Source organism: Streptomyces sp. NPDC030165 (assembly GCF_055573595.1).
In genome coordinates, this window is sequence record NZ_JBVIBD010000002.1 from 161570 (window position 1) to 184886 (window position 23317).

Consider the following 23317-nt stretch of genomic DNA (forward strand, 5'->3'; position numbering starts at 1 on the left):
TCTTTGCTGGGTTGGGTGCGTGGGTGTTGCTCGATTTCTCCATGCACCAACACCCCCCCCCCCCCCCCCCCCCCCCCCCCCCCCGACGCCGTGTGTCCTACCGGTCGGCCGTCCGGCTCACCCGGTGTTGCGAAGTCCCGCCGCCACCCCGTTGACGGTGAGCAGGAGCGCCCGCGCCAGTACCGGATCGGCTTCCTCGCCGCGTTCCGCGGCGGCCCGCTGGCGGTGCAGGAGCGTGACCTGGAGGTAGGAGATCGGGTCGAGGTAGGCGTCCCGGATGTGAAAGGTCTGCTTGAGCACCGGGTTGGATTCGAGCAGTTCGCTCTCGCCCGTGACGCGCAGGACTTCCTGCACGGTCAGTTCGTGCTCGGCCTTGATCGTGTCGAAGACGTGCTTGAGCTCGTCGGGGACGAGGGTGTCGACGTAGTGCTGGGCGATCCGCAGGTCGGTCTTGGCCAGCGTCATCTCGACGTTGGACAGGAAGTTGCGGAAGAAGTGCCAGTGCTCGTGCATCTCGTCGAGGACGACGTCGAGTCCGGCTTCGCGGGCGGCCTTCAGGCCCGTGCCGACGCCGTACCAGCCGGGGACGATCTGGCGGGACTGGGTCCAGCCGAAGACCCACGGGATGGCGCGCAGGCCGTCGAGTCCGGCGCCGGAGTCGGGGCGGCGGGAGGGGCGGGAGCCGAGGTGGAGTTCGGCGAGCTGGTCGACGGGGGTGGACGCGAAGAAGTAGGCGGGCAGGTCGGGGTCCTCGACCAGGCGCCGGTACGCGCCGTGGGCGGCGTCGGAGACGGTCTCCATGGCGGCGTCCCAGCGGGCGAGCGCCTCGTCGGACTGGCGGGGCGCGGTGTGCAGCGCGGACGCCTGGAGGGTGGCTGCGACGGTCAGTTCCAGGTTCTCCCGGGCGAGGGAGGGGACCAGGTACTTGTCGGAGATGACCTCGCCCTGTTCGGTGACCTTGATCTCGCCTTCGAGGGTGCCGTAGGGCTGGGCGAGGATCGCGTCGTGGGAGGGGCCGCCGCCGCGGCCGACGGTGCCGCCGCGGCCGTGGAAGAGGCGCAGGCGTACGCCGTGCCGGTGGGCGACGTCGCGCAGCAGGCGCTGGGCGCGGTGGATCTCCCACTGGGAGGTCGTGATGCCGCCGAACTTGGAGGAGTCGGAGTAGCCGAGCATGACCTCCTGGACGTCGCCGCGCAGGGCGACCAGGCGGCGGTAGGAGGGGTCGGCGAGCATTTCGTCGAGGAGCTGGTCGGCGATCTTGAGTTCGTCGGTGGTCTCCAGGAGCGGCACGATGCCGATCTTGGCCCAGCCGGCGTGCAGGTCGATCAGGCCGGCCTCGCGGGCCAGGACGGTGGCGGCGAAGACGTCGTCGGAGCCCTGGCACATGGAGATGATGTAGGACTCGACGACCTCGGGGCCGAAGGTCTCCTTGGCCTTGAGGACGGTGCGGAAGACGCCGAGGGTCTTGGCGCCGGCTTCGTCGAGGGGGGCGGGGCTGGGGGCGAGCGGGCGGCGCGAGCGGAGTTCCTTGGCGAGGAGCTTGCGGCGGTAGTCGCGCGGCATGTCGGTGTAGCGCCAGGATTCCTCGCCTAGGCGGTCGAAGAGCTGGCCGAGGGCGTGGTGGTGGGCGTCGGCGTGTTCGCGGACGTCCATGGTGGCGAGCTGGAGGCCGAAGGCCGCGATGGTGCGGATCGTGCGTTCCAGGCGGCCGTCGGCGACGAGGCCGCCGCGGTGTTCGCGCAGGGAGGTCTGGATGAGAGTGAGGTCGTCGAGGAGGCCGGCGGTGCCGAGGTAGTCGCGGCCGGGGACGTGGGGGGTGTCGTTGGCGAGGCGTTCGCGGGTGTTGACGAGCTTCTGGCGGATGCAGGTGGCCTTGAGGCGGTACGGCTCTTCGGCGTTCAGCCGCTTGTAGCGGGGGCTGATCTCGGGGAGCGCGTCGAGGTCCTGCTGGAGGGAGGCCAGGAGTTCGTCGGTGGCGCCGCAGTTGCGGATGGAGTTGGACAGGGCGCCGCGCAGCTCGTCGATGTGTTCGAGGGCGTCGGTGATGCCGTGTTCGTGCTGGAGGATCAGGACGTCCCAGGTGACCTGGGGGGTGACGTTGGGGTTGCCGTCGCGGTCGCCGCCGATCCAGGTGCCGAAGGTCAGGGGGCGGGTGCCGGGCGGGAGCTGGGCGCCGGCGCGTTCGAGTTCGGCGGCGAGGTCTTCGAGGACGTCGCCGACGGCGCCGCGGCCGAGTTCGTCGAGGTAGTAGATGGCGTTGCGGGCCTCGTCGGTCGGCTCGGGGCGGGCGACGCGCAGTTCGTCGGTCTGCCAGATGAGGTCGATGTTCTCGGCGAGGCGCAGGTCGGCGCGGCGGCGTTCGCCGGTGTCGGTGCGGTCCAGCAGCTCGGCGACCTTGCGGAGCTTGGTGAGGACGGAGCGGCGGGCGGCTTCGGTGGGGTGTGCGGTGAAGACGGGCCGTACGCCGAGGTTGGCGGCGGTGGCGCGCAGGTGCTCGGGGTCGGCGTCCTTGAGCATGTCGGCGGTGCGGGCGAGGATGCCGCCTTCGGCGGCGCGCCGGGCGCGCAGTTCGCGGCCGCGGTGGACCTGCTCGGTGACGTTGGCGAGGTGGAAGTAGGTGGAGAAGGCGCGGACGAGCTTGGCGGCGGTGGCCAGGTCGGTCTCGCCGAGGAGCCGGGCGGCGGCCTCGCCGTCGGAGCGGGTCAGGGCGCGGACCTGTTCGACGAGGTCCAGCAGCTCCTGGCCTTCCTGGCGGACGAGGGTCTCGCCGAGGAGGTCGCCGAGGCGGCGGATGTCGGCGCGCAGGGGGCCGTTGTCGCGTGCGGCGTCGGCGGCGGCCGGGGTGCCGGTGGGCTCGTCGTTCGCGGCGGGGGTGATGTCGGCACTGCTCACAGGTGCGGCTCCTTGCAGTGATCTTCGTGATCTGAGCACGTCCGGGCGCTGGCAGGGGTGCTCCCCGGCTGGTGCCGGGGGTGCCCCCGGCGGTGCTGGGGGCGGTTCGCGGACCGCGCTGTCCGACGTTCCCCAGGATAGGTCTCCGCGGCATCGGCGGATCACCCTGTCCGTTCTGTGGGACCTACCTGATCCGGCGGGCTCTCACACCTGGCCGTTGTCCATATGTGACGGAACTTGCACTGCTTCCCCGGCTTGTTTTGCCGCAATTCGGTCACCCGTTACCGACCTGTCGGACCCTTGCCCGAGCTTCCGGCGCTGCCATACTTACGAGACCGTAGGTTACGGTCCCGTAGCCGTAACCGTGCCCCGAGCCCCTACGAGGGACACCACATGACCGCTAGCCCCGAAGTCATCGAAGAAACCCCCAAACCCGTCGAATCCTCGCTGCCGTCCGCGACGCTCGGCAGCGACAGCAAACGCTCGGTCGAACAGGTCACCCTGCTGCTGTTCATCACCCTGCCCTTCGTCGCGCTGGTGGCCGCGGTGCCGCTGGCCTGGGGCTGGGGCGTCAGCTGGCTCGACCTGGCGCTGCTGGCGGCGATGTACTTCATCGGCTGCCACGGCATCACCATCGGCTTCCACCGCTACTTCACCCACGGCGCCTTCAAGGCCAGGCGTCCGCTGCGGATCGCGCTGGCGATCATGGGATCGATGGCGGTCGAGGGACCGCTGGTGCGCTGGGTGGCCGACCACCGCAAGCACCACAAGTTCTCCGACGCCGAGGGCGATCCGCACTCCCCCTGGAAGTACGGCGAGACGGTGCCGGCGCTCATGAAAGGCCTGTGGTGGGCGCACATCGGCTGGATGTTCGACGAGGAGCAGACCTCACAGCACAAGTACGCGCCCGACCTGATCAAGGACGACGCGATCCGCCGCGTCTCCCGCCAGTTCGTCCTGTGGACGGTCGTCTCGCTGCTCGTCCCGCCGCTGATCGGGGGCCTGGCCACGCTGTCCTGGCAGGGCGCGGTGACCGCGTTCTTCTGGGGCTCCCTGGTCCGTGTCGCCCTGCTCCACCACGTCACGTGGTCGATCAACTCCATCTGCCACGCGGTCGGCAAGCGCCCGTTCAAGTCCCGCGACCGCTCCGGCAACGTCTGGTGGCTGGCGGTGCTCTCCTGCGGCGAGTCCTGGCACAACCTGCACCACGCCGACCCGACGTGCGCGCGGCACGGCGTCATGAAGGGGCAGCTCGACTCCAGTGCCCGTCTGATCCGCTGGTTCGAGAAGGCCGGCTGGGCGTACGACGTGCGCTGGCCGAACGCCTCGCGCCTGGACGCCAAGCGCCTGGACGAGGCCGCGAGCGGGGCTGCCGGGCGGCGGTAGCCGGGGAAGGCATGATGGACGGGTGGCGATCGATGGCAGCAGCGTGAACGACAATCAGGGCAAGGCCCCCTCCGGCGCGGACACCCGGCGCACCCGCAGGGTGCGGATGACGGGCGCCCAGCGCCGTGAGCAGCTGCTCGACATCGGTCGCGCCCTGTTCGCGGAACGCGGCTTCGAGGGCACCTCGGTCGAGGAGATCGCCGCCAAGGCCGGCGTCTCCAAGCCGGTCGTCTACGAGCATTTCGGCGGCAAGGAAGGGCTGTACGCGGTCGTGGTGGACCGCGAGATGCGCCAGCTGCTGGACATGGTCACCGGCGCCCTGACCGCCGGCCACCCCCGCGAACTCCTCGAACAGGCCGCGTTCGCCCTCCTGGACTACATCGAGACGTACACCGACGGCTTCCGCATCCTGGTCCGCGACTCCCCCGTCGCCCAGTCCACCGGCACCTTCGCGTCGCTGATCAGCGACATCGCCACCCAGGTGGAAGACATCCTCGGCCTGGAATTCAAGGCCCGCGGCTTCGACCCGAAGCTGGCCCCCCTGTACGCCCAGGCCCTGGTCGGCATGGTCGCCCTCACCGGCCAGTGGTGGCTCGACGTCCGCAAACCGAAAAAGCCCGAGGTCGCCGCCCACCTGGTCAACCTCGCCTGGCACGGCCTGGACGGCCTCGAACCGAAACCGCGTCTGATAGGCCACCGGCGGTCCTGAACCGGCGGTCCTGAGGGGCGCAGCCGGACCGCGCCGCTGTCAGGGTCGGCTCACCGCCCGTCCCGCCGTTCCAGGAATTCCAGCCGGTTGCCGACCGGGTCGTACGCGTAGCAGCGGTGATGGTCCGGAAGGCTGTCGTCCCAGGTCACGGGGGTGCCGTGATCGGTGAGGCGGGCCGCGTAGGTGCGGATGCCCGTGACGCGCAGGCCCGGGTGGGCCTTTCGGGCCGGGTGGAAATCGGGGTCTGTGCCCAGGTGGAGCTGGGCCTGGCCGGCCTCGAACCAGCAGCCGCCTCGCTCGGCCAACGCCGGCGGCTTGGGGATCTCGCGGAGGCCGAGGACGCCCCCGTAGAACGCGCGCAGGGCGGTTTCGCTGCCGGGTGGTGCGGCGAGCTGGACGTGGTCGAGGCCGGTGATCATGGCTTCACCTCGGGTGGGTCAGCGTTCCTTGTGGGCCACCACGAAGATGCGGCGGAACGGGAAGACGGTGCCGTGCGGGCCGGGTGGGTAGGACTTGCGGAGCAGGTCGCGGTACTGGGAGAGGAATTCCTCGCAGGCCGCGGGGTCGTCTTCCAGGGCGGTCAGTACGGGGCGCAGAGCGGTGCCCTTGACCCAGTCGAGGACCGGGTCCTCACCCTGGAGGAGCTGGACGTAGGTGGTCTCCCAGGCGTCCACCGCGCAGCCGAGTGCGGTGAGGCGTTCCAGGTAGGCGGTGGGGTCGAGGATGTGGACGAAGCGGCGGCCGTGGCCGGCGAGGCGGTCGCGCCACTGGGGTTCGTCGCAGAGTTCGCCGAGCAGTGCGTGGCTGGGTGAGGTGAAGTTTCCGGGGACCTGGAAGGCGAGGGTGCCGCCGGGGGTGAGGCCGTCGATCCAGGCCGGGAGGGATTCGGGGTGGTTCGGGACCCACTGGAGCGCCGCGTTGGAGACGATCAGGTCGAACGGTTCCGCAGGGCGCCAGTCCACGGCGTCGGCGGGGCCGAAGTCGAGGTGGCCGCCGCCGGGGGTGGGACCCGCGTACGCCTCGGCCTCCTTGAGCATGTCCGCGGAGCTGTCCAGGCCGGTGATGTGCGCGTCGGGCCAGCGGTCGGTGAGCTGGACGGTGACGTTGCCGGGGCCGCAGCCGAGGTCGGCGATGCGGGCGGGGCGGTTGCGGTTGGGCAGCTCGGGTATGCGGGCGAGCAGATCGTGGAACGGGCGCGTACGGTGTCCGGCGTGGCGCAGGTACTGCTGCGGATCCCAGGTTGGTGCGACGTGCATGTTCGAACCCCTTCGGCTGATACAGGGTTGGTACAGGCCACGCGAGCGCGGCGTGAGCCCACCGCCGACGATGCCCAATAGTCCACACAAATATATCTTGACGTCAAGAGACTTCACATCGACAGACCAACTACACTGATCGACATGGAGGACGAGGTCGACCGACTGGTCGCAGCATGGCGCCGGGAGCGCCCGGACCTCGACGTGGAACCGCTTGAGGTCCTCAGCCGCATCAGCAGGCTGGCCAGACACCTCGACCGCGCACGCCGCCTCGCCTTCTCCGAGGTCGGTCTGGAGCCCTGGGAGTTCGACGTGCTCACCGCGCTGCGCCGCGCGGGGGCTCCGTATCAGCTGTCCCCCGGCGCACTGCTCACACAGACCCTGGTCACTTCCGGCACGATGACCAACCGCATCGACCGGCTGACGAAGAAGGGCCTGGTCGAGCGGCTGCCCGACCCCAGCGACCGGCGCGGGGTGCTGGTGCGACTGACCCCGGAGGGACGCGAGGCGGCCGACGAGTCGCTGGCCGGGCTGCTCACGCAGGAGCGCGCCATCCTGGCCGAGCTGTCCCACCAGCAGCGCGGCGAACTGGCCGCCCTGCTGCGCCAGTTGACGGCACCGTTCGACAACACGCCGGGCTGACGGCTGTACGGGGCCGCCGCGGCCCCCGCGCCACGACACCCGCGCGCCCCGCCCGCGACGCCCCCTCGCCCCGCCCGCCACGTCCACTTGCCGCGCCCCCGCCCGTTGGGCTTGGATCGCGACCATGAGCCAGCACGGCCCGCGGGGTCAGCAGGGGCACGAAGCACGGCAAGGGCACCAAGGGCAGCCAGGGCAACAGGGGCGGCAGGGGGCGTACGGGCGGCAAGGGCAGCGGCGGCCTTCGGGAGCGCCGGACGGTTCACGGTTCACGGGCCGTACGGTCCTGGTGACCGGCGCCGCCGCCGGGATCGGCGCGGCGACCGCGGACCGGCTGGCGGCCGAGGGCGCCCAGGTGCTGCTCCTGGACATCGACGACGAACACGGCGAGCGCACCGCCCGCCGTATCCGCGCCCTCGGCGGCCGGGCCTCGTACGAGCACTGCGACGTGGCGCGCGAGGACCACTGGCAGCGTGCCGCGCACGCTGCCCGGCAGCGGTACGGGCCGGTGGACGCGCTGGTCGGCAACGCCGCCGTGCAGGGGCCGCACGCGCCCGCCGACATGGCCGCGCCGGCGGACTGGGACCGGCAGCTGGCGGTGAACCTGACCGGGGCCTTCCTGGGCGTACGGGCCGTACTGGCGGACCTGCGGGCGCGGCGCGGCGCGGTGGTGCTCACCTCCTCGGTGCAGGCGCGCTTCGGGCTGCCGGGCCGTCCCGCGTACGCCGCGTCCAAGGCGGGGCTGACCGGGCTGGCGCGCCAGCTGGCGGTCGAGTACGGGCCGGAGGTCCGGGTGAACTGCGTGCTGCCGGGCCCGGTGCTGACGGCCGCCTGGGAGGCCGTCGGCGAGGCGGACCGGCGGGCCAGCGCCGAGGCGACCGCGGCGGGGCGGCTGGGGCGCCCGGAGGAGGTGGCGGCCGCCGTCGCGTTCCTGCTGTCCGACGACGCGTCGTACGTGACGGGGACGGACCTGGTGGTGGACGGCGGGTGGAGCGTGCGGAAGGCGTCGTCCTGAGCGTCCGTGAAGCGTGTCCTGAGCGTCCGTGAAGCACGTCCTGGGCGACCGTGAAGCGCGTCCTGTGTACCCGTAGGAACCCGTCCTGCCGGGCACGCCGCCCGCCGACGCGGCCGGATGTGCGCGCTGCCGCGCCCCTCCGCGGGAATCATGGTGGTACGGGCGGCCGCCCCGCACCCGTCGGCCGCGCCGCCCGCAGCTCGTGCCGGTACACGTCGCGACCAAGGGAACCCGATGGGCATCCATTTCGGTGCGGACTACAACCCCGAGCAGTGGCCCGAGGAGGTGTGGGAAGCGGACCTGAGCCTCATGAAGCAGGCCCACGTCACCATGGTCACCGCCGGGATCTTCTCGTGGGCGAAGGCCGAGCCCCGGCCCGGTGCGTACGACTTCGACTGGTTCGACCGCGTCATGGACGGCCTCGGCGGCGCGGGCATCCGCGTGTGCCTGGCCACCATGACCGCCTCCCCGCCGCCGTGGCTCACCCGCGCGCACCCGGAGGTGCTGCCGCAGGGCCCGGACGGGCAGCGCCGCTGGCCCGGCGGGCGGCAGCACTACTGCCCGTCCAGTCCGGTCTACCGCGAGCACGCGGTCCGCCTCGTGGAGCGGCTCGCCGCCCGTTACGCCGGGCATCCGGCGCTGGCCCTGTGGCACGTCGGCAACGAGTACGGCTGCCACACCCGCCAGTGCTTCTGCGACGTGTCCGCCGCGGACTTCCGGCGCTGGCTGCGCGAGCGGTACGGGAGCGTGGCGCGGCTCAACGACGCCTGGTCGACGGCCTTCTGGTCGCAGGCGTACACGGACTTCGAGGAGGTGCTGCCGCCGCGTACCGCGCCCACCTTCCCCAACCCCGCCCACCAGCTGGACTACCTGCGCTTCAGCGACGACGCGCTGCGCGGCTGCTACCTGGCGGAGCGGGAGGTGCTGGCGCGCCTGAGCCCCGGGACGCCGGTGACCACGAATCTGATGCCGTTCCACAAGCCGGTGGACGCCTTCGCGTGGTCGCGTGAGATGGACGCGATGGCGCTGGACTTCTACCAGGACCCGTTCGACCCGGAGACGCACCTGAAGGCCGCGTACACCTTCGACCTGATGCGTTCGGCGCGCGGCGGGCAGCCCTGGCTGCTGCTGGAGCAGGCGCCCGGCGCGGTCAACTGGCGGGCCCGCAACGGTCCCAAACCGCCGGGCGCGATGCGCCTGTGGAGCTGGCAGGCGGTCGCGCAGGGCGCGGATGCCGTCCTGTACTTCCAGTGGCGGCAGTCGCGTGGCGGCGCGGAGAAGTTCCACTCGGCGATGGTGCCGCACGCCGGTACGGACACCCGGATCTTCCGCGAGGTGTGCGACCTGGGGCGGGAGCTGGCGTCCGTACCGGAGCTCGCGGGGACGCGGGTGGCGCGACCGACGGCGGCGCTGGTGACGGACTGGGACAGCTGGCGGGCCCTGGAGCTGGACTCGCGCCCGTCCACGGCGCTGCGCCTGCCGGACCTGGCGCTGGGGCACTACCGGCCGCTGTTCGAGGCGGGGGTCGCGTGCGACGTCGTGCCGCCGGAGCGTGACCTGTCGGGCTACCGGCTGGTCGTCGTGCCCAACCTGTACCTGCTGACGGAACCGGTCGCGCAGCGCCTGGCGGCGTACGTGCGGGGCGGCGGCCACCTGCTGGTGTCGTTCTTCTCGGGGGTCGTGGACGACTGCGACCGGGTGCATCCCGGCGGCTGTCCGGGGCCGCTGCGGTCACTGCTGGGCCTGCGGGTGGAGGAGTTCTGGCCGCTGGACGAGGGGGCGGTGGTGGCCGTACGGGGCCTGGCGGGCGTACGGCGGAAGGGCGCGGAGGCGGGCGCCCTGGAACTGCCCGCCGGTACGGCGGACCTGTGGGCGGAGGCCGTCCACCTCGAAGGCGCCGAGCCGGTCGCGGAGTTCGCGGACGGTGACCTGGCGGGCCGTCCGGCCGTCACCCGGCACGGTTACGGCGCGGGCACGGTGACGTACGTCGGCACCCGCCTCGAACCGGCGCTGATGCGCGCCCTGATGGACGGCGTACGGGCGGCGGCGGGTGTGCGGCCGGTGCTGGCCGGGCTGCCCGAGGGTGTGCAGGCCACCGTCCGGGAGGGCGCCGGCGGGCGCTTCCTGTTCCTGCTCAACCACGGTGCGCTGGCAGCCGACATCGCCCTGCCCTGCCCGATGGCCGACGCGCTCGCCGGGACGCGCGGGGAGCGGGCCGGGCACACGTACCGGATAGGGCTGCCGGCCCGCGGTGTGGCCGTGCTGAAGGACCTGCACGGGGCGGTGCCCGAGGGCGGCTGACCGGGGCCGGCCGGTGCCGGGCGCGGCGCGGGCGGGTCCCGCGCCGCGCCTCAGGTCAGCGCGGGCGCCGCGGCCGTGGCCGGTTCGAGCTCCACCGGCCCCACTCCGGCCCGCCGTGCCAGCGCCACGGCGGCGAGCGTCGAGTGGACGCCCAGCTTGCCGAGCACGTTCTGCATGTGCGTACGGACCGTGTGCGGGGACAGGAACAGGCGCTCGGCGACCGCCTTGCGGCCCAGCCCGGCCACCATGCAGCGCAGCACCTCGCGCTCGCGCGGCGTCAGCGACTCCACCAGCCGTTCGCTCTCCGTACGGTGCTTGCGGGCCGCCGTCAGCTCCCGCAGGACGCCGGTCAGCAGCGCGGGCGGCAGGTGCGTCTCGTCGCGCAGTACGCCGCGGATGACGGCGAGCAGGCGGGAGAGCGAGCAGTCCTTGGCGACCCAGCCGCCGGCGCCCGCCTGCAGGGCGAAGGCGGCCCGGCGCGGGTCGTCCTTCTCGGCGAGCACGACGGTGCGCACGTACGGATACGCCGTGCGGACGCCCGCGACCAGCGAGATGCCGTCCAGCGGCCCGCCGTCCGAGGCGCCGTCGCGGGCCGGCGCGGGCCGGTCCGGTACGGATGCCAGAGGTGCCGCGACGGTGCCGAGGTCGGCGTCGATGAGCATCACGTCGAAGCGCCGGCCGTCCGTGGCCGCCCGCTCCAGGCTGCGCAGAGCCGCAGGTCCGCTGCCGGCCGCGGCCACGTCCACGTCCTGCTCGGCCGCGAGTGCGGCCGCCAGGGATTCGGCGAAGATGCGGTGGTCGTCGACCACCAGAACCCGGATGCGTTGCACTGAGACCCCCTGTCTCGGGGAACGGACCAAGTGGGCACGGCGCCCGGGACAAGGCCGACGCAGCCGCACGGCCGCCGCCGTGCCGCATGGTTACCCCACCCCGGGCGTCGTACCCGACTGTCTCGCCCCCTGATCAGCACCGGCCCCCACCGGTGCTGGGACTCAGAGTACGGACGGGGTGCGGCAACGGAAGGCTATTGGCAAAACTGCCCGGCCCAAGTGTTCAGGGTGGGGCCCAGCGGCCGTCGAGGGGCGCAAGTCGACAAGGTTCGTCCGAATCCGATCGGCCGGGGCGGGCCCGTACGCCGGCCCCGTCCCCCGCCTCCCGCACCTCACGCCAGCCGGCGTGCTCCCGCGCCCGGAACGGCCGGAAAGATCCGTGGCGCCGCGTGGCCGGCCGCCGCGAACGCCTCGGTGACGCGGGCGGCGACGGCGTCCGCGCCGGTCTCCTCGACGAGGACGACGGCCGAGCCGCCGAATCCGCCGCCGGTCATCCGGGCCCCGAGCGCGCCCGCCGCGCCCGCCGCCTCGACGGCGAGGTCCAGTTCGGCGCAGGAGACCCGGAAGTCGTCGCGCAGCGAGGCGTGTCCGGCGGTCAGCAGCGGGCCGATGGCGCGGGTCTCGCCGGCGTCCAGGCGGGCGATGACGTCCTCGACCCGCCGGTTCTCGGTGACGACGTGCCGTACGACGGCCCGGACGCCGGGTCCGCCGTCGTCCGGTCGGCCCTGTCCGGCCGCGAGCTTTTCCAGGGCGGCGGGCAGTTGCGCGTACGGCACGTCGCGCAGCGTGTGTACGCCTAGCGCCCGCGCGCCGCGCTCGCACAGGGCGCGGCGTTGTGCGTACGCGCCGTCCCCCAGCTCGTGTTTGACCCGGGTGTCGACGACCAGGAGCCGCAGTCCCTCCCCCGCCAAATCGAACGGGATCTGGCGCTGCGTGAGGTCGCGGGTGTCCAGGAACAGCGCGTGGCCTTCGGTGCAGCAGGCGGCGGCGGTCTGGTCCATGATGCCGCAGGGCACGCCCACGAAGGCGTTCTCGGCGCGCTGCGCGAGCCGGGCGATGCGCTGCCGGGTGAGGCCGAGGCCGTACAGGTCGTCGAGGGCGAGTGCGGTGACGACCTCCAGGGCGGCCGACGAGGACAGTCCGGCGCCGACCGGGACGGTGCTGTCGTAGTGGAGGTCGGCGCCGCCGACGGGCAGCCCGGCCTCGCGCAGGGCCCAGGCGATGCCCGCCGGGTAGCCCGCCCAGCCGCCGTCGGGGGCCGGGCGCAGGGCGTCCAGGCGCAGTTCGACGGTCTGGCCGTTGCCGCCGCTGTCGCCGGAGTGCACCCGCAGGACACTGTCGGTGCGGGGTGCGGCGGCGGCGAGGGTGGTGTGCGGCAGGGCCAGCGGCATGACGAAGCCGTCGTTGTAGTCGGTGTGTTCGCCGATCAGGTTGACGCGGCCGGGCGCCGCCCACACTCCGGCGGGGGCGGCGCCGTACACCTCGCGGAAGCGCTCGGCGGTGTGCCGGGCGCGCTGCTCCTGGTCCGCGGCCGGGCTGCTGGTGTCCGTCACGGGGTGCGGGCCTCCCTGCGCCGGGCGAACTCCCAGGCGTCGGCGACGATCTCGGCCAGGTCGGTACGGCTGGGGCGCCAGCCGAGCCGGTCGATCGCGGTCTGCGCGGAGGCGACCAGGACGGCGGGGTCGCCTGCGCGGCGGCCCGCGGTGATCTCGGGTACGGGGTGGCCGGTGACCTTGCGGACGGTTTCGACGACCTCGCGTACGGAGAAGCCGTTGCCGTTGCCGAGGTTGCAGATGAGGTGTTCGCCGGGGGCGGGAGCCTCCAGGGCGAGCAGGTGGGCCTCCGCCAGGTCGGCGACGTGGATGTAGTCGCGTACGCAGGTGCCGTCGGGCGTCGGGTAGTCGTCGCCGTAGACGGAGATGGCCTCCCGCTTGCCCTGGGCGACCTGGAGGACGAGCGGGATCAGGTGCGACTCGGGGTCGTGGCGCTCGCCGCAGTTCCCGTGGGCGCCCGCGACGTTGAAGTAGCGCAGCGAGACGGCGGCCAGGCCGTGCGCGGCGCACTCGCCCGCGATCATGTGGTCGACGGCGAGCTTGGAGGCGCCGTACGGGCTGGTGGGCGCGGTGGGCGCGGACTCGGTGATCGGGGTGGTCTCGGGCTCGCCGTAGGTCGCGGCGGTGGAGGAGAAGACCAGGGTGCGCACGCCGGCGCCGCGCATCGCGGCGAGCAGGTCCATGGTCCCGCCGACGTTGTTGCGCCAGTACTTCTCGGGGTCGGTGACGGACTCGCCGACCTGCGAGAAGGCGGCGAAGTGCAGTACCGCGTCGTAGGAGGGGTCCAGGTGGCGGGCGGCGTCCTGGACGCGGCCCTCGATGAAGCGGGTGCCGGCCGGGACGCCCTCGCGGTGGCCGGTGGACAGGTCGTCGAGGACCGTGACGGTGTGCCCGGCCTCGACCAGGTGGGCCGCCACGACGCTGCCCACGTATCCCGCACCGCCGGTGACCAGGTATTTCTTGCTCACTCGCTCGCTACCTCCCGCAGTCGCTCGGCCGCAGCCTCCGGCGGCACGTCGTTGATGAACACGTTCATGCCGGATTCGGAACCCGCGAGGAACTTCAGCTTGCCGGAAGTGCGGCGGATGGTGAAAACCTCCAGATGGAGCGCGAACCCGGCGCGGTCGGCGGCGTACAGCGGCGCCTGGTGCCAGGCGGAGATGTACGGGGTCGGCGGCTCACCGGGGCCGAAGATCCGGTCGAAGCGCCGCAAGACTTCCAGATAGACCTGTGGGAACTCTGTGCGCGCGTCCTCGCCGAGGGCGAGCAGGTCGGGGACGCGGTGCTTGGGGTACAGGTGGACCTCGTACGGCCAGTGGGCGGCGTACGGGACGAAGGCGGTCCAGTGCTCGGCGTCCAGCACGATGCGGCGACCGTCGGCGCGTTCGTCGGCGAGGACGTCGTCGAAGAGGTTGCGGCCGCCGGTGCGCTCGCGGTGGACGGCGAGCTGGGCGAGCATCCGTTCGGTGCGTGGGGTGGTGAAGGGGTACGCGTAGATCTGGCCGTGCGGGTGGCCGAGGGTGACGCCGATCTCCGCGCCGCGGTTCTCGAAGCAGAAGACTTGCCGGACGCCGGGGAGCTGGGAGAGTTCGGCGGTGCGGTCGGTCCACGCCTCCAGGACGAGCGCGGCCTGTTCCCCGGTGAGGTCGGCGAAGGAGGCGTCGTGGTCGGAGGTGAAGCAGACGACCTCGCAGCGGCCGGTGTCGCCGGCCAGGGAGGGGAAGCGGTTCTCGAAGACGGCGACGTCGTAGTCGGCGGCGGGGATCTCGGTGCCGCGGCCGTCGCGGGAGGGGCACAGGGGGCAGGCGTCGGCCGGCGGGTGGTACGTACGGCCCTGGCGGTGCGAGGCGACGGCGACCGCGTCGCCGAGCAGGCGGTCGTGGCGGATCTCGGAGGCGGTGGAGACCGGGTCGAGCGGGCGGCGGTCGGTGTCGTCGCGCACCACGTCGTCGCGCAGGTCGTAGTAGATGAGCTCCCGGCCGTCGGCGAGCCGGGTCATCGTCTTCTTCACTGGAGCACTCCTCGGGCACGCCGTCACACCCACCAAACACAAACACACACAATGAAGCACAAGTAAACAACCCCGTCAACGCCGGGCTCTGCCCGGACAAGCACCCGGAGATTCCCCCGCAAAAGGCCCACCCCGATCACGATCGCACCACGGGAACGAACAAAAGTCTTCAGTTCCTGAAGGACCGCGCGTAGGTTCCTGTGCGTTCATCACGCACAGAGAAGTGAGTGCTCCCATGATCACCTTGGCCGCAGGGCTACGGCTGCCCACCAACGGACTCGACTACGCGATTCTGGCCATCTACTTCGCCGTCGTCCTCGGCATCGGCTTCGCCGCCCGGCGCAGCGTGAAGACCAGCCTGGACTTCTTCCTGTCCGGGCGGTCGCTGCCCGCCTGGGTCACCGGCCTGGCCTTCGTCGCCGCCAACCTCGGCGCCACCGAGATCCTCGGCATGGCCGCCACCGGCGCGCAGTACGGCGTCGCCGTCGTGCACTGGTACTGGATCGGCGCCATCCCCGCCATGGTGTTCCTCGGCCTGGTGATGATGCCGTTCTACTACGGCTCGCGGGTCCGCTCCGTACCGGAGTTCCTGCTCCAGCGCTTCGACAAGTCGGCGCACCTGCTCAGCTCCGTACTGTTCGCCTTCGCCGCCATCCTCATCGCGGGCGTCAACCTCTACGCCCTGTCGATCGTCGTCGAGGCGCTGCTCGGCTGGCCGCAGTGGGTGGCCATCGTCGTCGCCGGGCTGTTCGTCCTGGCGTACATCACCGTCGGCGGCCTGTCCTCGGCGATCTACAACGAGGTGCTGCAGTTCTTCGTGATCCTGGCCGCGCTCATCCCCATCTGCGTCATCGGCCTCAAGCGGGTCGGCGGCTGGGACGGGCTGACCTCGTCGCTGGAGAAGAGCCACGGGCACAGCTTCCTGACCGCCTGGGACGGCACCGGCATCGGCGAGCCCAACGCGCTCGGCGCCAACTGGCTGACGATCATCCTCGGCCTGGGCTTCGTGCTCTCCTTCGGCTACTGGACCACCAACTTCGCCGAGGTGCAGCGCGCCCTGTCCGCCAAGAACCTCTCCGCCGCGCAGCGCACCCCGCTGATCGCCGCGTACCCGAAGATGTTCATCGCCTTCCTGGTGATGATCCCCGGCCTGGTCGCCGCGGTCGTCGTACCGCGCATCGGCCAGGAGGGCTCCGGCCTGACCTACAACGACGCCATTCCGCTGCTGATGCGGGACCTGCTGCCCAACGGCGTCCTCGGCATCGCGGTCACCGGCCTGCTGGCCGCCTTCATGGCGGGCATGGCCGCCAACGTCTCGTCGTTCAACACCGTCTTCACCTCCGACATCTGGGCGAAGTACGTGCGGCCCGGCCGCGAGGACCGCTACTACCTGCGGTTCGGCCGTCTGGTGACCGCCGTCGGCGTGCTGTGCAGCATCGGTACGGCCTTCCTGGCCGCCAGCTTCAACAACATCATGGGCTACCTCCAGACGCTGTTCTCGTTCTTCAACGTGCCGATGTTCGTGGTGTTCATCATCGGCATGTTCTGGAAGCGGGCCTCCATGAAGTCGGGCGTGTGGGGCCTGGTCGCGGGCACCACCGCCGCGATGATCAACTACTTCTGGATCTACAAGCAGGGCATCATCGCCATCCCCACCGACCAGGGCGCCAACTTCGTCTCCGCGATCGTCGCCTTCGTCGTCGGCGCGGTGGTGATGGTCGGTGTCACCCTGTTCACCGAGCCCAAGCCCGAGGCGGAACTGGCCGGCCTGGTCTACGGCACCAGGTCGCCCGGCCTGGACGAGCCCCCCGCCAAGGGCGACGACGCCTGGTACCGCAAGCCCGCCCTGCTCGGCTGGGGCGCGGTCGTCCTCGCCGCGCTCTGCTACGTCCCGTACTCCTTCTGACGCCCCACCTCTGCCGAAGGAACCAGCACCATGAGTGACTACCAGCACGAGGTCGAACTCGAACGCAGGTCGGCCACGGCCGCCCGGCTCTTCGACATCCGCCTCATCATCGGCGGCCTGTTCACGCTCTACGGCGTCATCGTCATGATCGCCGGGTTCGCCGTCACCGACGCGGACCTGAAGAAGGCCGAGGACATCAACATCAATCTCTGGACGGGCCTGGGCATGCTCCTGCTCGGCCTGTTCTTCCTGGCCTGGCTCAAGATCCGCCCCACCGTCCCCCCGACCGCCGAAGAACTGGCGGCCCTCCAGGAGGACACCGACTGACCGGCGCCCGTCACGGCGGCGGGACCGCCTCCGCTCCCGCCGCCTCACGCGCGCCCGCGCCCCGCGTCGCCGCCCGGTCCAGCAGTCCCGTACGGGCCGCCAGCGCCGCCGCCTCCAGCCGCGAGCCCACGCCCAGCTTCATCAGGACCCGCTGCACATGCGTACGGGCGGTGCTCGGCGCGATCCCCATGCCCGCGGCGATCAGCCGGGTGTCCTCGCCCTCGGCGACCCGCACCAGCACCTCCACCTCGCGCGGAGTGAGCATCTGGAGCAGCCGGGCCCCCTCGTCGTCAGGCTGCGCGGCCGGATGCAGCAGTTCCTCGAAGGCTTGCTGGAGCAACTGCGGCGCGATCGCCGCCTCGCCCGCCCGCGCCTTCATCATGGCGCGTTCCACGCCCTCGATGCGCTCGTCGTGCCGTACGTAGCCCGAGGCACCCGCGGCGAACGCGGCGGCGATACCCCGCGGATTGGGCACCGGACCGAGCACCACCACCGCGACCTGCGGCCGCTCCTTCTTGATGCGGACGACCGGGTCGAAGGCGCCCGGTTCGGCCGGTGCCGCCGTGCCCAGCAGGCACACTTCGGGCGCGCGGCTCACCACCAGGTCCGCCGCCCCGGCGCTCGGGGCGGCCGCCGCGAGCACGCGGTGCCCGCGCAGTTTCAAGGCCGAGGCGAGTGCCTCGGCGAGCAGTCGGTGATCGTCGACCACCATCAGCCGCACGCCCATTGCAGCAACCCCCCAAATTCCCCGGCGAGCCCAGCCCCCCGGCCCTCGCCAGGCCCCTTGCCCCCGGAAGCTACACGCTTGTTCGACATTGCGCGCCCCCTCAGGGGAAGAAGCCTGCCGCAACGCTGAAATCCCGGCCAATCAGGTTGAGTCAGACGCACTTTCTTGGCCGAATGTGACAGGAGAGGCACCGCAGCCGATCGCTACGCGTCCTCTGCCAGCTCCAGCCAGCGCATCTCCAGCTCCTCGCGCTCCCCCACCAGCTCACGCAACTGCGCGTCCAGCCCCGCGACCTTCTCGAAATCCGTCGCGTGCTCCGCGATCTGCGCGTGCAGCTTCGACTCCTTCTCACCGATGCGGTCCAACTGCCGCTCGATCTTCTGGAGTTCCTTCTGCGCCGCCCGCGTGACGGCCGCCGGCTTCTGCTTCGGCGCGGCCTCCGCCGGAGCCGGCGCGGGCGCCGCCGCGTCGATCACCTTCTGCCGCCGCTCCAGGTACTCGTCCAGCCCCCGCGGCAGCATCCGCAAGGTCGCGTCCCCCAGCAACGCGAACACCCGGTCCGTGGTCCGCTCGACGAAGTACCGGTCGTGGCTGATGACCACCAGCGACCCGGCCCAGCCGTCCAGCAGGTCCTCCAGCTGTGTCAGCGTCTCGATGTCGAGATCGTTCGTCGGCTCGTCCAGGAACAGCACGTTCGGCTCGTCCATCAGCAGCCGCAGAATCTGCAGCCGCCGCCGCTCACCACCCGACAGGTCACCGACCGGCGTCCACTGCTTCTCCTTGGTGAACCCGAACTTCTCGCACAGCTGCCCCGCGGTCATCTCCCGGCCCTTGCCGAGATCCACCCGCTCCCGCACCCGCTGTACGGCCTCCAGCACCCGCAGCGCCGGGTCCAGCTCCGCGACCTCCTGCGACAGGTACGCCAGCTTCACGGTCTTGCCGACCACGATCTTCCCCGCCGCCGGCTGCGCCTCCCCCTCCGTACGCGCCGCCTCGGCCAACGCACGCAGCAACGACGTCTTGCCCGCCCCGTTGACCCCGACCAGCCCGATCCGGTCCCCCGGCCCCAGCTGCCAGGTCAGATGCTTGAGCAGTACCTTCGGCCCGGCCTGGACGGTCACGTCCGCCAGCTCGAATACCGTCTTGCCCAGCCGCGAATTGGCGAACTTCATCAGCTCGGCGGTGTCCCGCGGCGGCGGCACGTCCGCGATCAGCTCGTTGGCCGCCTCGATACGGAACCGCGGCTTGCTCGTACGCGCCGGAGCCCCCCGCCGCAGCCAGGCCAGCTCCTTGCGCATCAGGTTCTGCCGCTTGGCTTCCTCGCTGGCGGCGATCCGTTCCCGCTCGGCACGGGCGAACACGTAGTCGCTGTACCCGCCCTCGTACTCGTGGACGTCCCCGCGCTGCACGTCCCACATCCGCGTGCACACCTGGTCCAGGAACCACCGGTCGTGCGTGACGCACACCAGCGCCGACCGCCGCCCCCGCAGGTGCCCGGCGAGCCACGAGATGCCTTCTACGTCCAAATGGTTGGTCGGCTCGTCCAGCACGATCAGGTCCTGCTCGGCGATCAGCAGTTTCGCCAGCGCGATCCGCCGCCGCTCACCACCCGACAGCGGCCCGATCACGGTGTCCAGCCCCTGCCCCAGCCCCGGCAGGTCCAGCCCGCCGAACAGCCCGGTCAGCACATCGCGGATCTTCGCATTGCCCCGCCACTCGTGATCCGCGAGATCACCGATCACCTCATGGCGCACGGTCGCGGCCGGGTCCAGCGAATCGTGCTGCGTCAGCACCCCCAGCCGCAGCCCGCTGTTGTGCGTGACCCGCCCGTCGTCGGCGCCCTCCAGCTTCGCGAGAATCCGGATCAACGTGGTCTTACCGTCGCCGTTACGCCCCACGACGCCGATCCGGTCCCCCTCATTGACGCCCAGGGAAACACCGTCGAGCAGTGCACGGGTCCCGTACACCTTGCCCACGGCTTCCAGATTGACGAGGTTGACGGCCACTCTTCACTCCATCGGTCGGGGTCCTCCCGACAGCCTAGTCGGGTGACAGTGCTCGGCCCCGTGGGCTCGATGGTGCCGAGGAGTGGCCCGGCCCCCACCCACCGGGCAGAAGGCACGGAACGCGCGCCCTCCTAAACGACTGTGGCCCCCGGCACCGGCCCGGCCGCCACCCGGGCGGCGCGGCAGGTCCCGGACGTCAGCAGCGCATCGGCCACGGAGGCCGCCGTGTCAGCGTCCTTGGTCAGGAAGGCGGTGGTGGGGCCGGAACCGGAAACCAGTGCCGCCAGGGCCCCGGCGGTGGTGCCCGCCGTGAGGGTCGCGGCCAGGGACGGCCGCAGCGACAGCGCCGCAGGCTGGAGATCGTTGGCCAGCGCGGGCGCCAAGGCCGTCGCGTCACCGTCCCGCAAGGCGTCCAGAAGCCCCGGCGACGCCTCCGGCTCCGGAACGGCCACACCCTCGCCGAGCCGGTCGAACTCGGCGTAGACGGCCGGCGTGGACAGCCCCCCGTCGGCCACCGCGAACACCCAGTGGAACGTCCCGTCCACCTCCAGCGGCGTCAGCAGCTCTCCCCGCCCACGCCCCAGCGCCGCCCCGCCCACCAGGGAGAACGGCACGTCGCTGCCCAGCTCGGCGCAGATGTCGAGCAGCTCGTCGCGCGAGGCCCCCGTGCCCCACAGCGCGTCGCACGCCACCAGCGCCCCCGCCGCGTCCGCACTGCCGCCGGCCATGCCGCCCGCGACGGGAATGTCCTTGTCGATGTGCAGGTGCACATCAGGCGTGATGCCGTACCGCGCCGCCAGGAGCTCCGCGGCGCGCGCGGCCAGGTTCGTACGGTCGAGCGGCACACGGTCGGTGTCCGGCCCGGCGGCGGTGACGCGGAGGGACGACGCACGCGTCGCCGTGACCTCGTCGTACAGCCCCACGGCCAGGAAGACGTTGGCCAGGTCGTGGAAGCCGTCCGGTCGCGCGCCCCCGACGGCGAGCTGGACGTTGACCTTGGCGGGTACGCGGACGGTGACGGGCGCGGTCACGCGGCACCCTCCTCGCGAGCGGGCCGGTGCTCGGCGATACGGGCGAACTCCTCCACCGTCAGCGCCTCACCGCGTGCCTGCGGCGACACACCCGCGGCGACCAGCGCCGCCTCGGCGGCAGCCGCGGACCCGGCCCACCCCGCCAACGCCGCCCGCAACGTCTTGCGCCGCTGCGCGAACGCCGCGTCCACGGCGGCGAAGACCTCGTCACGGCTCGCGGTGGTCTCGACCGGCTTCTCGCGCCGGACGAGCGAGACCAGCCCGGAGTCGACGTTCGGCGCCGGCCAGAACACGTTGCGCCCGATCGCCCCGGCCCGCTTGACCTCCGCGTACCAGTTGGCCTTGACCGACGGCACGCCGTACACCTTGTTGCCGGGCCGGGCCGCGAGCCGGTCGGCGACCTCGGACTGGACCATGACCAGGGTGCGGTCGATGGTCGGGAACGTGGCGAGCATGTGGAGCAGCACCGGCACCGCGACGTTGTACGGAAGGTTGGCGACCAGCGCGGTGGGCGCGGGTCCGGGCAGCTCCCGCACCAGCATCGCGTCGCTGTGCACCAGCGCGAAGCGGTCGGCGCGGGCGGGCAGCCGGGCCTCGACGGTGGAGGGCAGCGCGGCGGCCAGGACGTCGTCGATCTCGACGGCGGTGACCCGGTCGGCGGCCTCCAGCAGTGCCAGGGTCAGCGAGCCGAGCCCGGGTCCGACCTCGACGACCACGTCGTCCGGCCGGACCCCGGCGGTGCGCACGATGCGCCGGACGGTGTTGGCGTCGATGACGAAGTTCTGGCCGCGCTGCTTGGTGGGGCGTACGCCCAGCGCGGTGGCCAGTTCGCGGATGTCGGCGGCGCCCAGGAGGGGGCCGGGCTCGTCGGTGGGGCTGCTGTTGCTCACCCGTGCAGCTTACGGCGCGCCGGCCCGGGGTCGCCGCCACCGGCCGCCCGCCACCGGCCCGCGCCCCGCGCCGCCCCTCACTCGTGCAGCCTGCGCCCGCACACCGGCCAAGGGCTCGCCCCCCGGCTGATGTACAGCTTCTTCGCCCGGTAGGTCTGCTCCCGGGCCGGCGCGTCCTGCGGCCGTCCGTTCCCGCCCAGGCCGCGCCAGGTGCCGCTGTCGAACTGGTACAGCCCGCCGTACGTGCCGGACGCGTCCACCGCGTCCGCCCGGCCGCCCGCCTCGCACTCGGCGAGCGCGCCCCAGTTCAGGTGGTCGGCGCCGTCGACGCTCATCGGCATCGGCTTGGTGCCGACGTGCACGATCCGGTCGCGCGGCTCGCGGACGACCTCCGAGCCGACCTTCTTGGGCTTCTGCTGGACGCCGTTGACCGTACGGACCTCGTAGGTCAGGCGGCGTACGCCGGGCTGTCCCTGGCGGACCACGGTCTCGGTGCCCTTGAAGAGCGTCGGGTCGGCCCGCTTGACCGTTTCGAACGGGATGGTCACCTCGCGGACCTTCTCGGCGCCGGTGATGCGCAGCACGGAGACGGTCTGCCCGTCGCGCGGGAAGGACTCGGGCGCCACGGAGGTCGTGTCCTCGCCGCGCAGCACGATGCCTGCCTGGTCGAGGGCTTCGCTGACGGTGGCGGCGTTGGTGCGGACGGTGTGTTCGCGGCCGTCGGCGACGAAGGTGACGCTGCGTTCGGTGCGGACGTCGAGGTCGAGGCCGTTGCGGCCGATGGGCCGGCCGGGGTCGGCGGACAGGTAGGCGCCTTCGGGGCGGACGCCGAGCTGGCGCAGCGCGCCGCCGACGGTCTCGGCGGTCGTCCAGACCTGGCGGCGTTCGCCGTCGAGGGTGAGGCGGACCGGCCGTCCGTAGCGGACGGTGATCTCGTCGCCGCTGGTCAGCGCGGCGTCGGCGGCGGGTTCGACGAGGTCGTGCTCGCCGACCTGCACGTCCTCGTCGGCGAGCAGGTCGCCGACGTCGGCGGCGAAGGTGTGCAGGGTACGGGGTTCGCCGTCCACGTCGATGCGGACGGCCTTGTCGTGGGCGATGAACGCGGAGGTGCCGCCGGCGAGGAACGCCACGACGAGGGCTTGCGGGAGCAGACGGCGGCGGGTTTCGGTGCTGTCGGCGCCGCGGCGGTCGACGCCGTTGAACCGGCCGGTCATGCCGCGCCGGTGGGCGGTGCCGCGGGCGGCCCGGCGGGCGGCGGCCCGGCCCGGCTGGGGCGGGGGTCCTCCTGGCCGGAGGCCGGGGGAAGGTACGCCGGCGAGGTCGTCGCGCAGCGGCACCAGCGGCCCCTGGTGCGGTACGCGTCCGGGCGGCGCGGCGGACGTCTGGGAGGCGGCGGTGGCGGGCGCTTCCCCCTCCTCGTCCGCGCCGGGCCCGGCGGGCCCGGCCGACGCGTCCTGCGACCGCGGCTGCGGCGGGGGCTGCTGCTGCGCCGGCAACGGTGGCTGCCGGGCATCCTCGGTGTCGCGCGCCGGGTACGGATACGCCGGGGCGGCCCCGTATCCGTACGTCTCGTACACGTCGTACGGTCCGTACTCGCCATACGCGCTGTACGCTCCGCGCTCCGCGTACGCCCCATACCCCGCGTGCTCCGCGTACGGGGCGTACGCCCCGTACGCCCCGTACGACGCGTACCTCCCGTACGGGTCGGGATTCTCGACGGCTGTGTCACGCGGCGGCTCGGCGCTCGGTCCGTGTCCGCCGTGCGCGACGCGGTGGCTGCCCTGCGAATGAGTCACGACGCTCCACGTGCCACGGGTCCGGGTTGTCGGGCCGGAATG

At 72.3% G+C, this 23317-nt stretch carries 19 protein-coding genes; 7 read left to right on the top strand and 12 right to left on the bottom strand.

Annotated features, from left to right (window positions below; genetic code table 11):
• Positions 1 to 117: 117 nt before the first annotated feature.
• Positions 118 to 2892, bottom strand: a complete 2775-nt coding sequence (ppc, locus tag ACZ4Z1_RS03920) for a phosphoenolpyruvate carboxylase (protein WP_468484982.1) — start codon at positions 2890 to 2892, stop codon at positions 118 to 120.
• A 393-nt stretch (positions 2893 to 3285) separates the two neighbouring features.
• Here ppc and ACZ4Z1_RS03925 point away from each other — a divergent pair, with 393 nt between their 5' ends.
• Complete coding sequence (locus tag ACZ4Z1_RS03925; RefSeq protein ID WP_468484983.1) at positions 3286 to 4278, top strand: acyl-CoA desaturase; 993 nt, start codon at positions 3286 to 3288, stop codon at positions 4276 to 4278.
• Positions 4279 to 4300: 22 nt separating this feature from the next.
• Entirely contained in the window at positions 4301 to 4987 is a 687-nt protein-coding gene (locus tag ACZ4Z1_RS03930; RefSeq protein WP_468484984.1) for a TetR/AcrR family transcriptional regulator, read from the top strand.
• Positions 4988 to 5037: 50 nt separating this feature from the next.
• Here the strand turns inward: ACZ4Z1_RS03930 and ACZ4Z1_RS03935 are convergent, their stop codons facing one another.
• A complete protein-coding gene (locus ACZ4Z1_RS03935; RefSeq protein WP_468484985.1) occupies positions 5038 to 5406 on the bottom strand; it encodes a VOC family protein in 369 nt (122 codons plus the stop codon).
• Positions 5407 to 5424: 18 nt separating this feature from the next.
• Positions 5425 to 6243 carry a trans-aconitate 2-methyltransferase gene (locus ACZ4Z1_RS03940; protein ID WP_468484986.1) on the bottom strand — a complete coding sequence of 273 codons (819 nt, stop codon included), beginning with the start codon at positions 6241 to 6243 and terminating at the stop codon, positions 5425 to 5427.
• 144 nt (positions 6244 to 6387) lie between these two features.
• Here ACZ4Z1_RS03940 and ACZ4Z1_RS03945 point away from each other — a divergent pair, with 144 nt between their 5' ends.
• From ACZ4Z1_RS03945 to ACZ4Z1_RS03955, 3 genes are all read left to right on the top strand, one after another.
• Positions 6388 to 6885: a MarR family winged helix-turn-helix transcriptional regulator gene (locus tag ACZ4Z1_RS03945; protein ID WP_468484987.1), complete on the top strand. Its 498-nt coding sequence runs from the start codon at positions 6388 to 6390 to the stop codon at positions 6883 to 6885.
• Between the two features lie 124 nt (positions 6886 to 7009).
• Complete coding sequence (locus ACZ4Z1_RS03950) at positions 7010 to 7897, top strand: SDR family NAD(P)-dependent oxidoreductase (protein ID WP_468484988.1); 888 nt, start codon at positions 7010 to 7012, stop codon at positions 7895 to 7897.
• Positions 7898 to 8131: 234 nt separating this feature from the next.
• A complete protein-coding gene (locus ACZ4Z1_RS03955; RefSeq protein WP_468484989.1) occupies positions 8132 to 10198 on the top strand; it encodes a beta-galactosidase in 2067 nt (688 codons plus the stop codon).
• Between the two features lie 50 nt (positions 10199 to 10248).
• Here ACZ4Z1_RS03955 and ACZ4Z1_RS03960 read toward each other — a convergent pair whose 3' ends face one another.
• From ACZ4Z1_RS03960 to galT, 4 genes are all read right to left on the bottom strand, one after another.
• Entirely contained in the window at positions 10249 to 11028 is a 780-nt protein-coding gene (locus tag ACZ4Z1_RS03960) for a LuxR C-terminal-related transcriptional regulator (protein ID WP_468484990.1), read from the bottom strand.
• Between the two features lie 332 nt (positions 11029 to 11360).
• Complete coding sequence (galK, locus tag ACZ4Z1_RS03965; RefSeq protein ID WP_468484991.1) at positions 11361 to 12581, bottom strand: galactokinase; 1221 nt, start codon at positions 12579 to 12581, stop codon at positions 11361 to 11363.
• Positions 12578 to 13549, bottom strand: coding sequence for a UDP-glucose 4-epimerase GalE (galE, locus tag ACZ4Z1_RS03970; RefSeq protein ID WP_468484992.1), 972 nt, complete (start codon positions 13547 to 13549; stop codon positions 12578 to 12580). Before galE ends, galK begins: the two co-directional genes overlap by 4 nt.
• The gene (galT, locus tag ACZ4Z1_RS03975; RefSeq protein ID WP_468484993.1) at positions 13546 to 14592 is read right to left on the bottom strand and encodes a galactose-1-phosphate uridylyltransferase; all 1047 of its coding nucleotides are present in this window, start codon (positions 14590 to 14592) and stop codon (positions 13546 to 13548) included. The genes galE and galT overlap by 4 nt, the downstream gene beginning before the upstream one ends.
• Before the next feature lie 235 nt (positions 14593 to 14827).
• On the opposite strand from galT, the gene ACZ4Z1_RS03980 reads away from it, so the two are divergent.
• Both ACZ4Z1_RS03980 and ACZ4Z1_RS03985 read left to right on the top strand, forming a co-directional pair.
• Entirely contained in the window at positions 14828 to 16498 is a 1671-nt protein-coding gene (locus ACZ4Z1_RS03980) for a sodium:solute symporter family protein (RefSeq protein ID WP_468484994.1), read from the top strand.
• Between the two features lie 30 nt (positions 16499 to 16528).
• Positions 16529 to 16825 carry a hypothetical protein gene (locus ACZ4Z1_RS03985; protein WP_468484995.1) on the top strand — a complete coding sequence of 99 codons (297 nt, stop codon included), beginning with the start codon at positions 16529 to 16531 and terminating at the stop codon, positions 16823 to 16825.
• A gap of 10 nt (positions 16826 to 16835) precedes the next feature.
• Here ACZ4Z1_RS03985 and ACZ4Z1_RS03990 read toward each other — a convergent pair whose 3' ends face one another.
• From ACZ4Z1_RS03990 to ACZ4Z1_RS04010, 5 genes are all read right to left on the bottom strand, one after another.
• Entirely contained in the window at positions 16836 to 17552 is a 717-nt protein-coding gene (locus tag ACZ4Z1_RS03990) for a helix-turn-helix transcriptional regulator (RefSeq protein WP_468484996.1), read from the bottom strand.
• A 203-nt stretch (positions 17553 to 17755) separates the two neighbouring features.
• On the bottom strand, positions 17756 to 19558 hold the full coding sequence (locus ACZ4Z1_RS03995) for an ABC-F family ATP-binding cassette domain-containing protein (protein WP_468484997.1): 1803 nt from the start codon (positions 19556 to 19558) through the stop codon (positions 17756 to 17758).
• Positions 19559 to 19689: 131 nt separating this feature from the next.
• Entirely contained in the window at positions 19690 to 20589 is a 900-nt protein-coding gene (locus ACZ4Z1_RS04000) for a 4-(cytidine 5'-diphospho)-2-C-methyl-D-erythritol kinase (RefSeq protein WP_468484998.1), read from the bottom strand.
• The gene (gene rsmA / locus ACZ4Z1_RS04005; protein WP_468484999.1) at positions 20586 to 21479 is read right to left on the bottom strand and encodes a 16S rRNA (adenine(1518)-N(6)/adenine(1519)-N(6))-dimethyltransferase RsmA; all 894 of its coding nucleotides are present in this window, start codon (positions 21477 to 21479) and stop codon (positions 20586 to 20588) included. Before rsmA ends, ACZ4Z1_RS04000 begins: the two co-directional genes overlap by 4 nt.
• 77 nt (positions 21480 to 21556) lie before the next feature.
• Entirely contained in the window at positions 21557 to 23275 is a 1719-nt protein-coding gene (locus tag ACZ4Z1_RS04010) for a ubiquitin-like domain-containing protein (protein WP_468485000.1), read from the bottom strand.
• Positions 23276 to 23317: the final 42 nt, after the last annotated feature.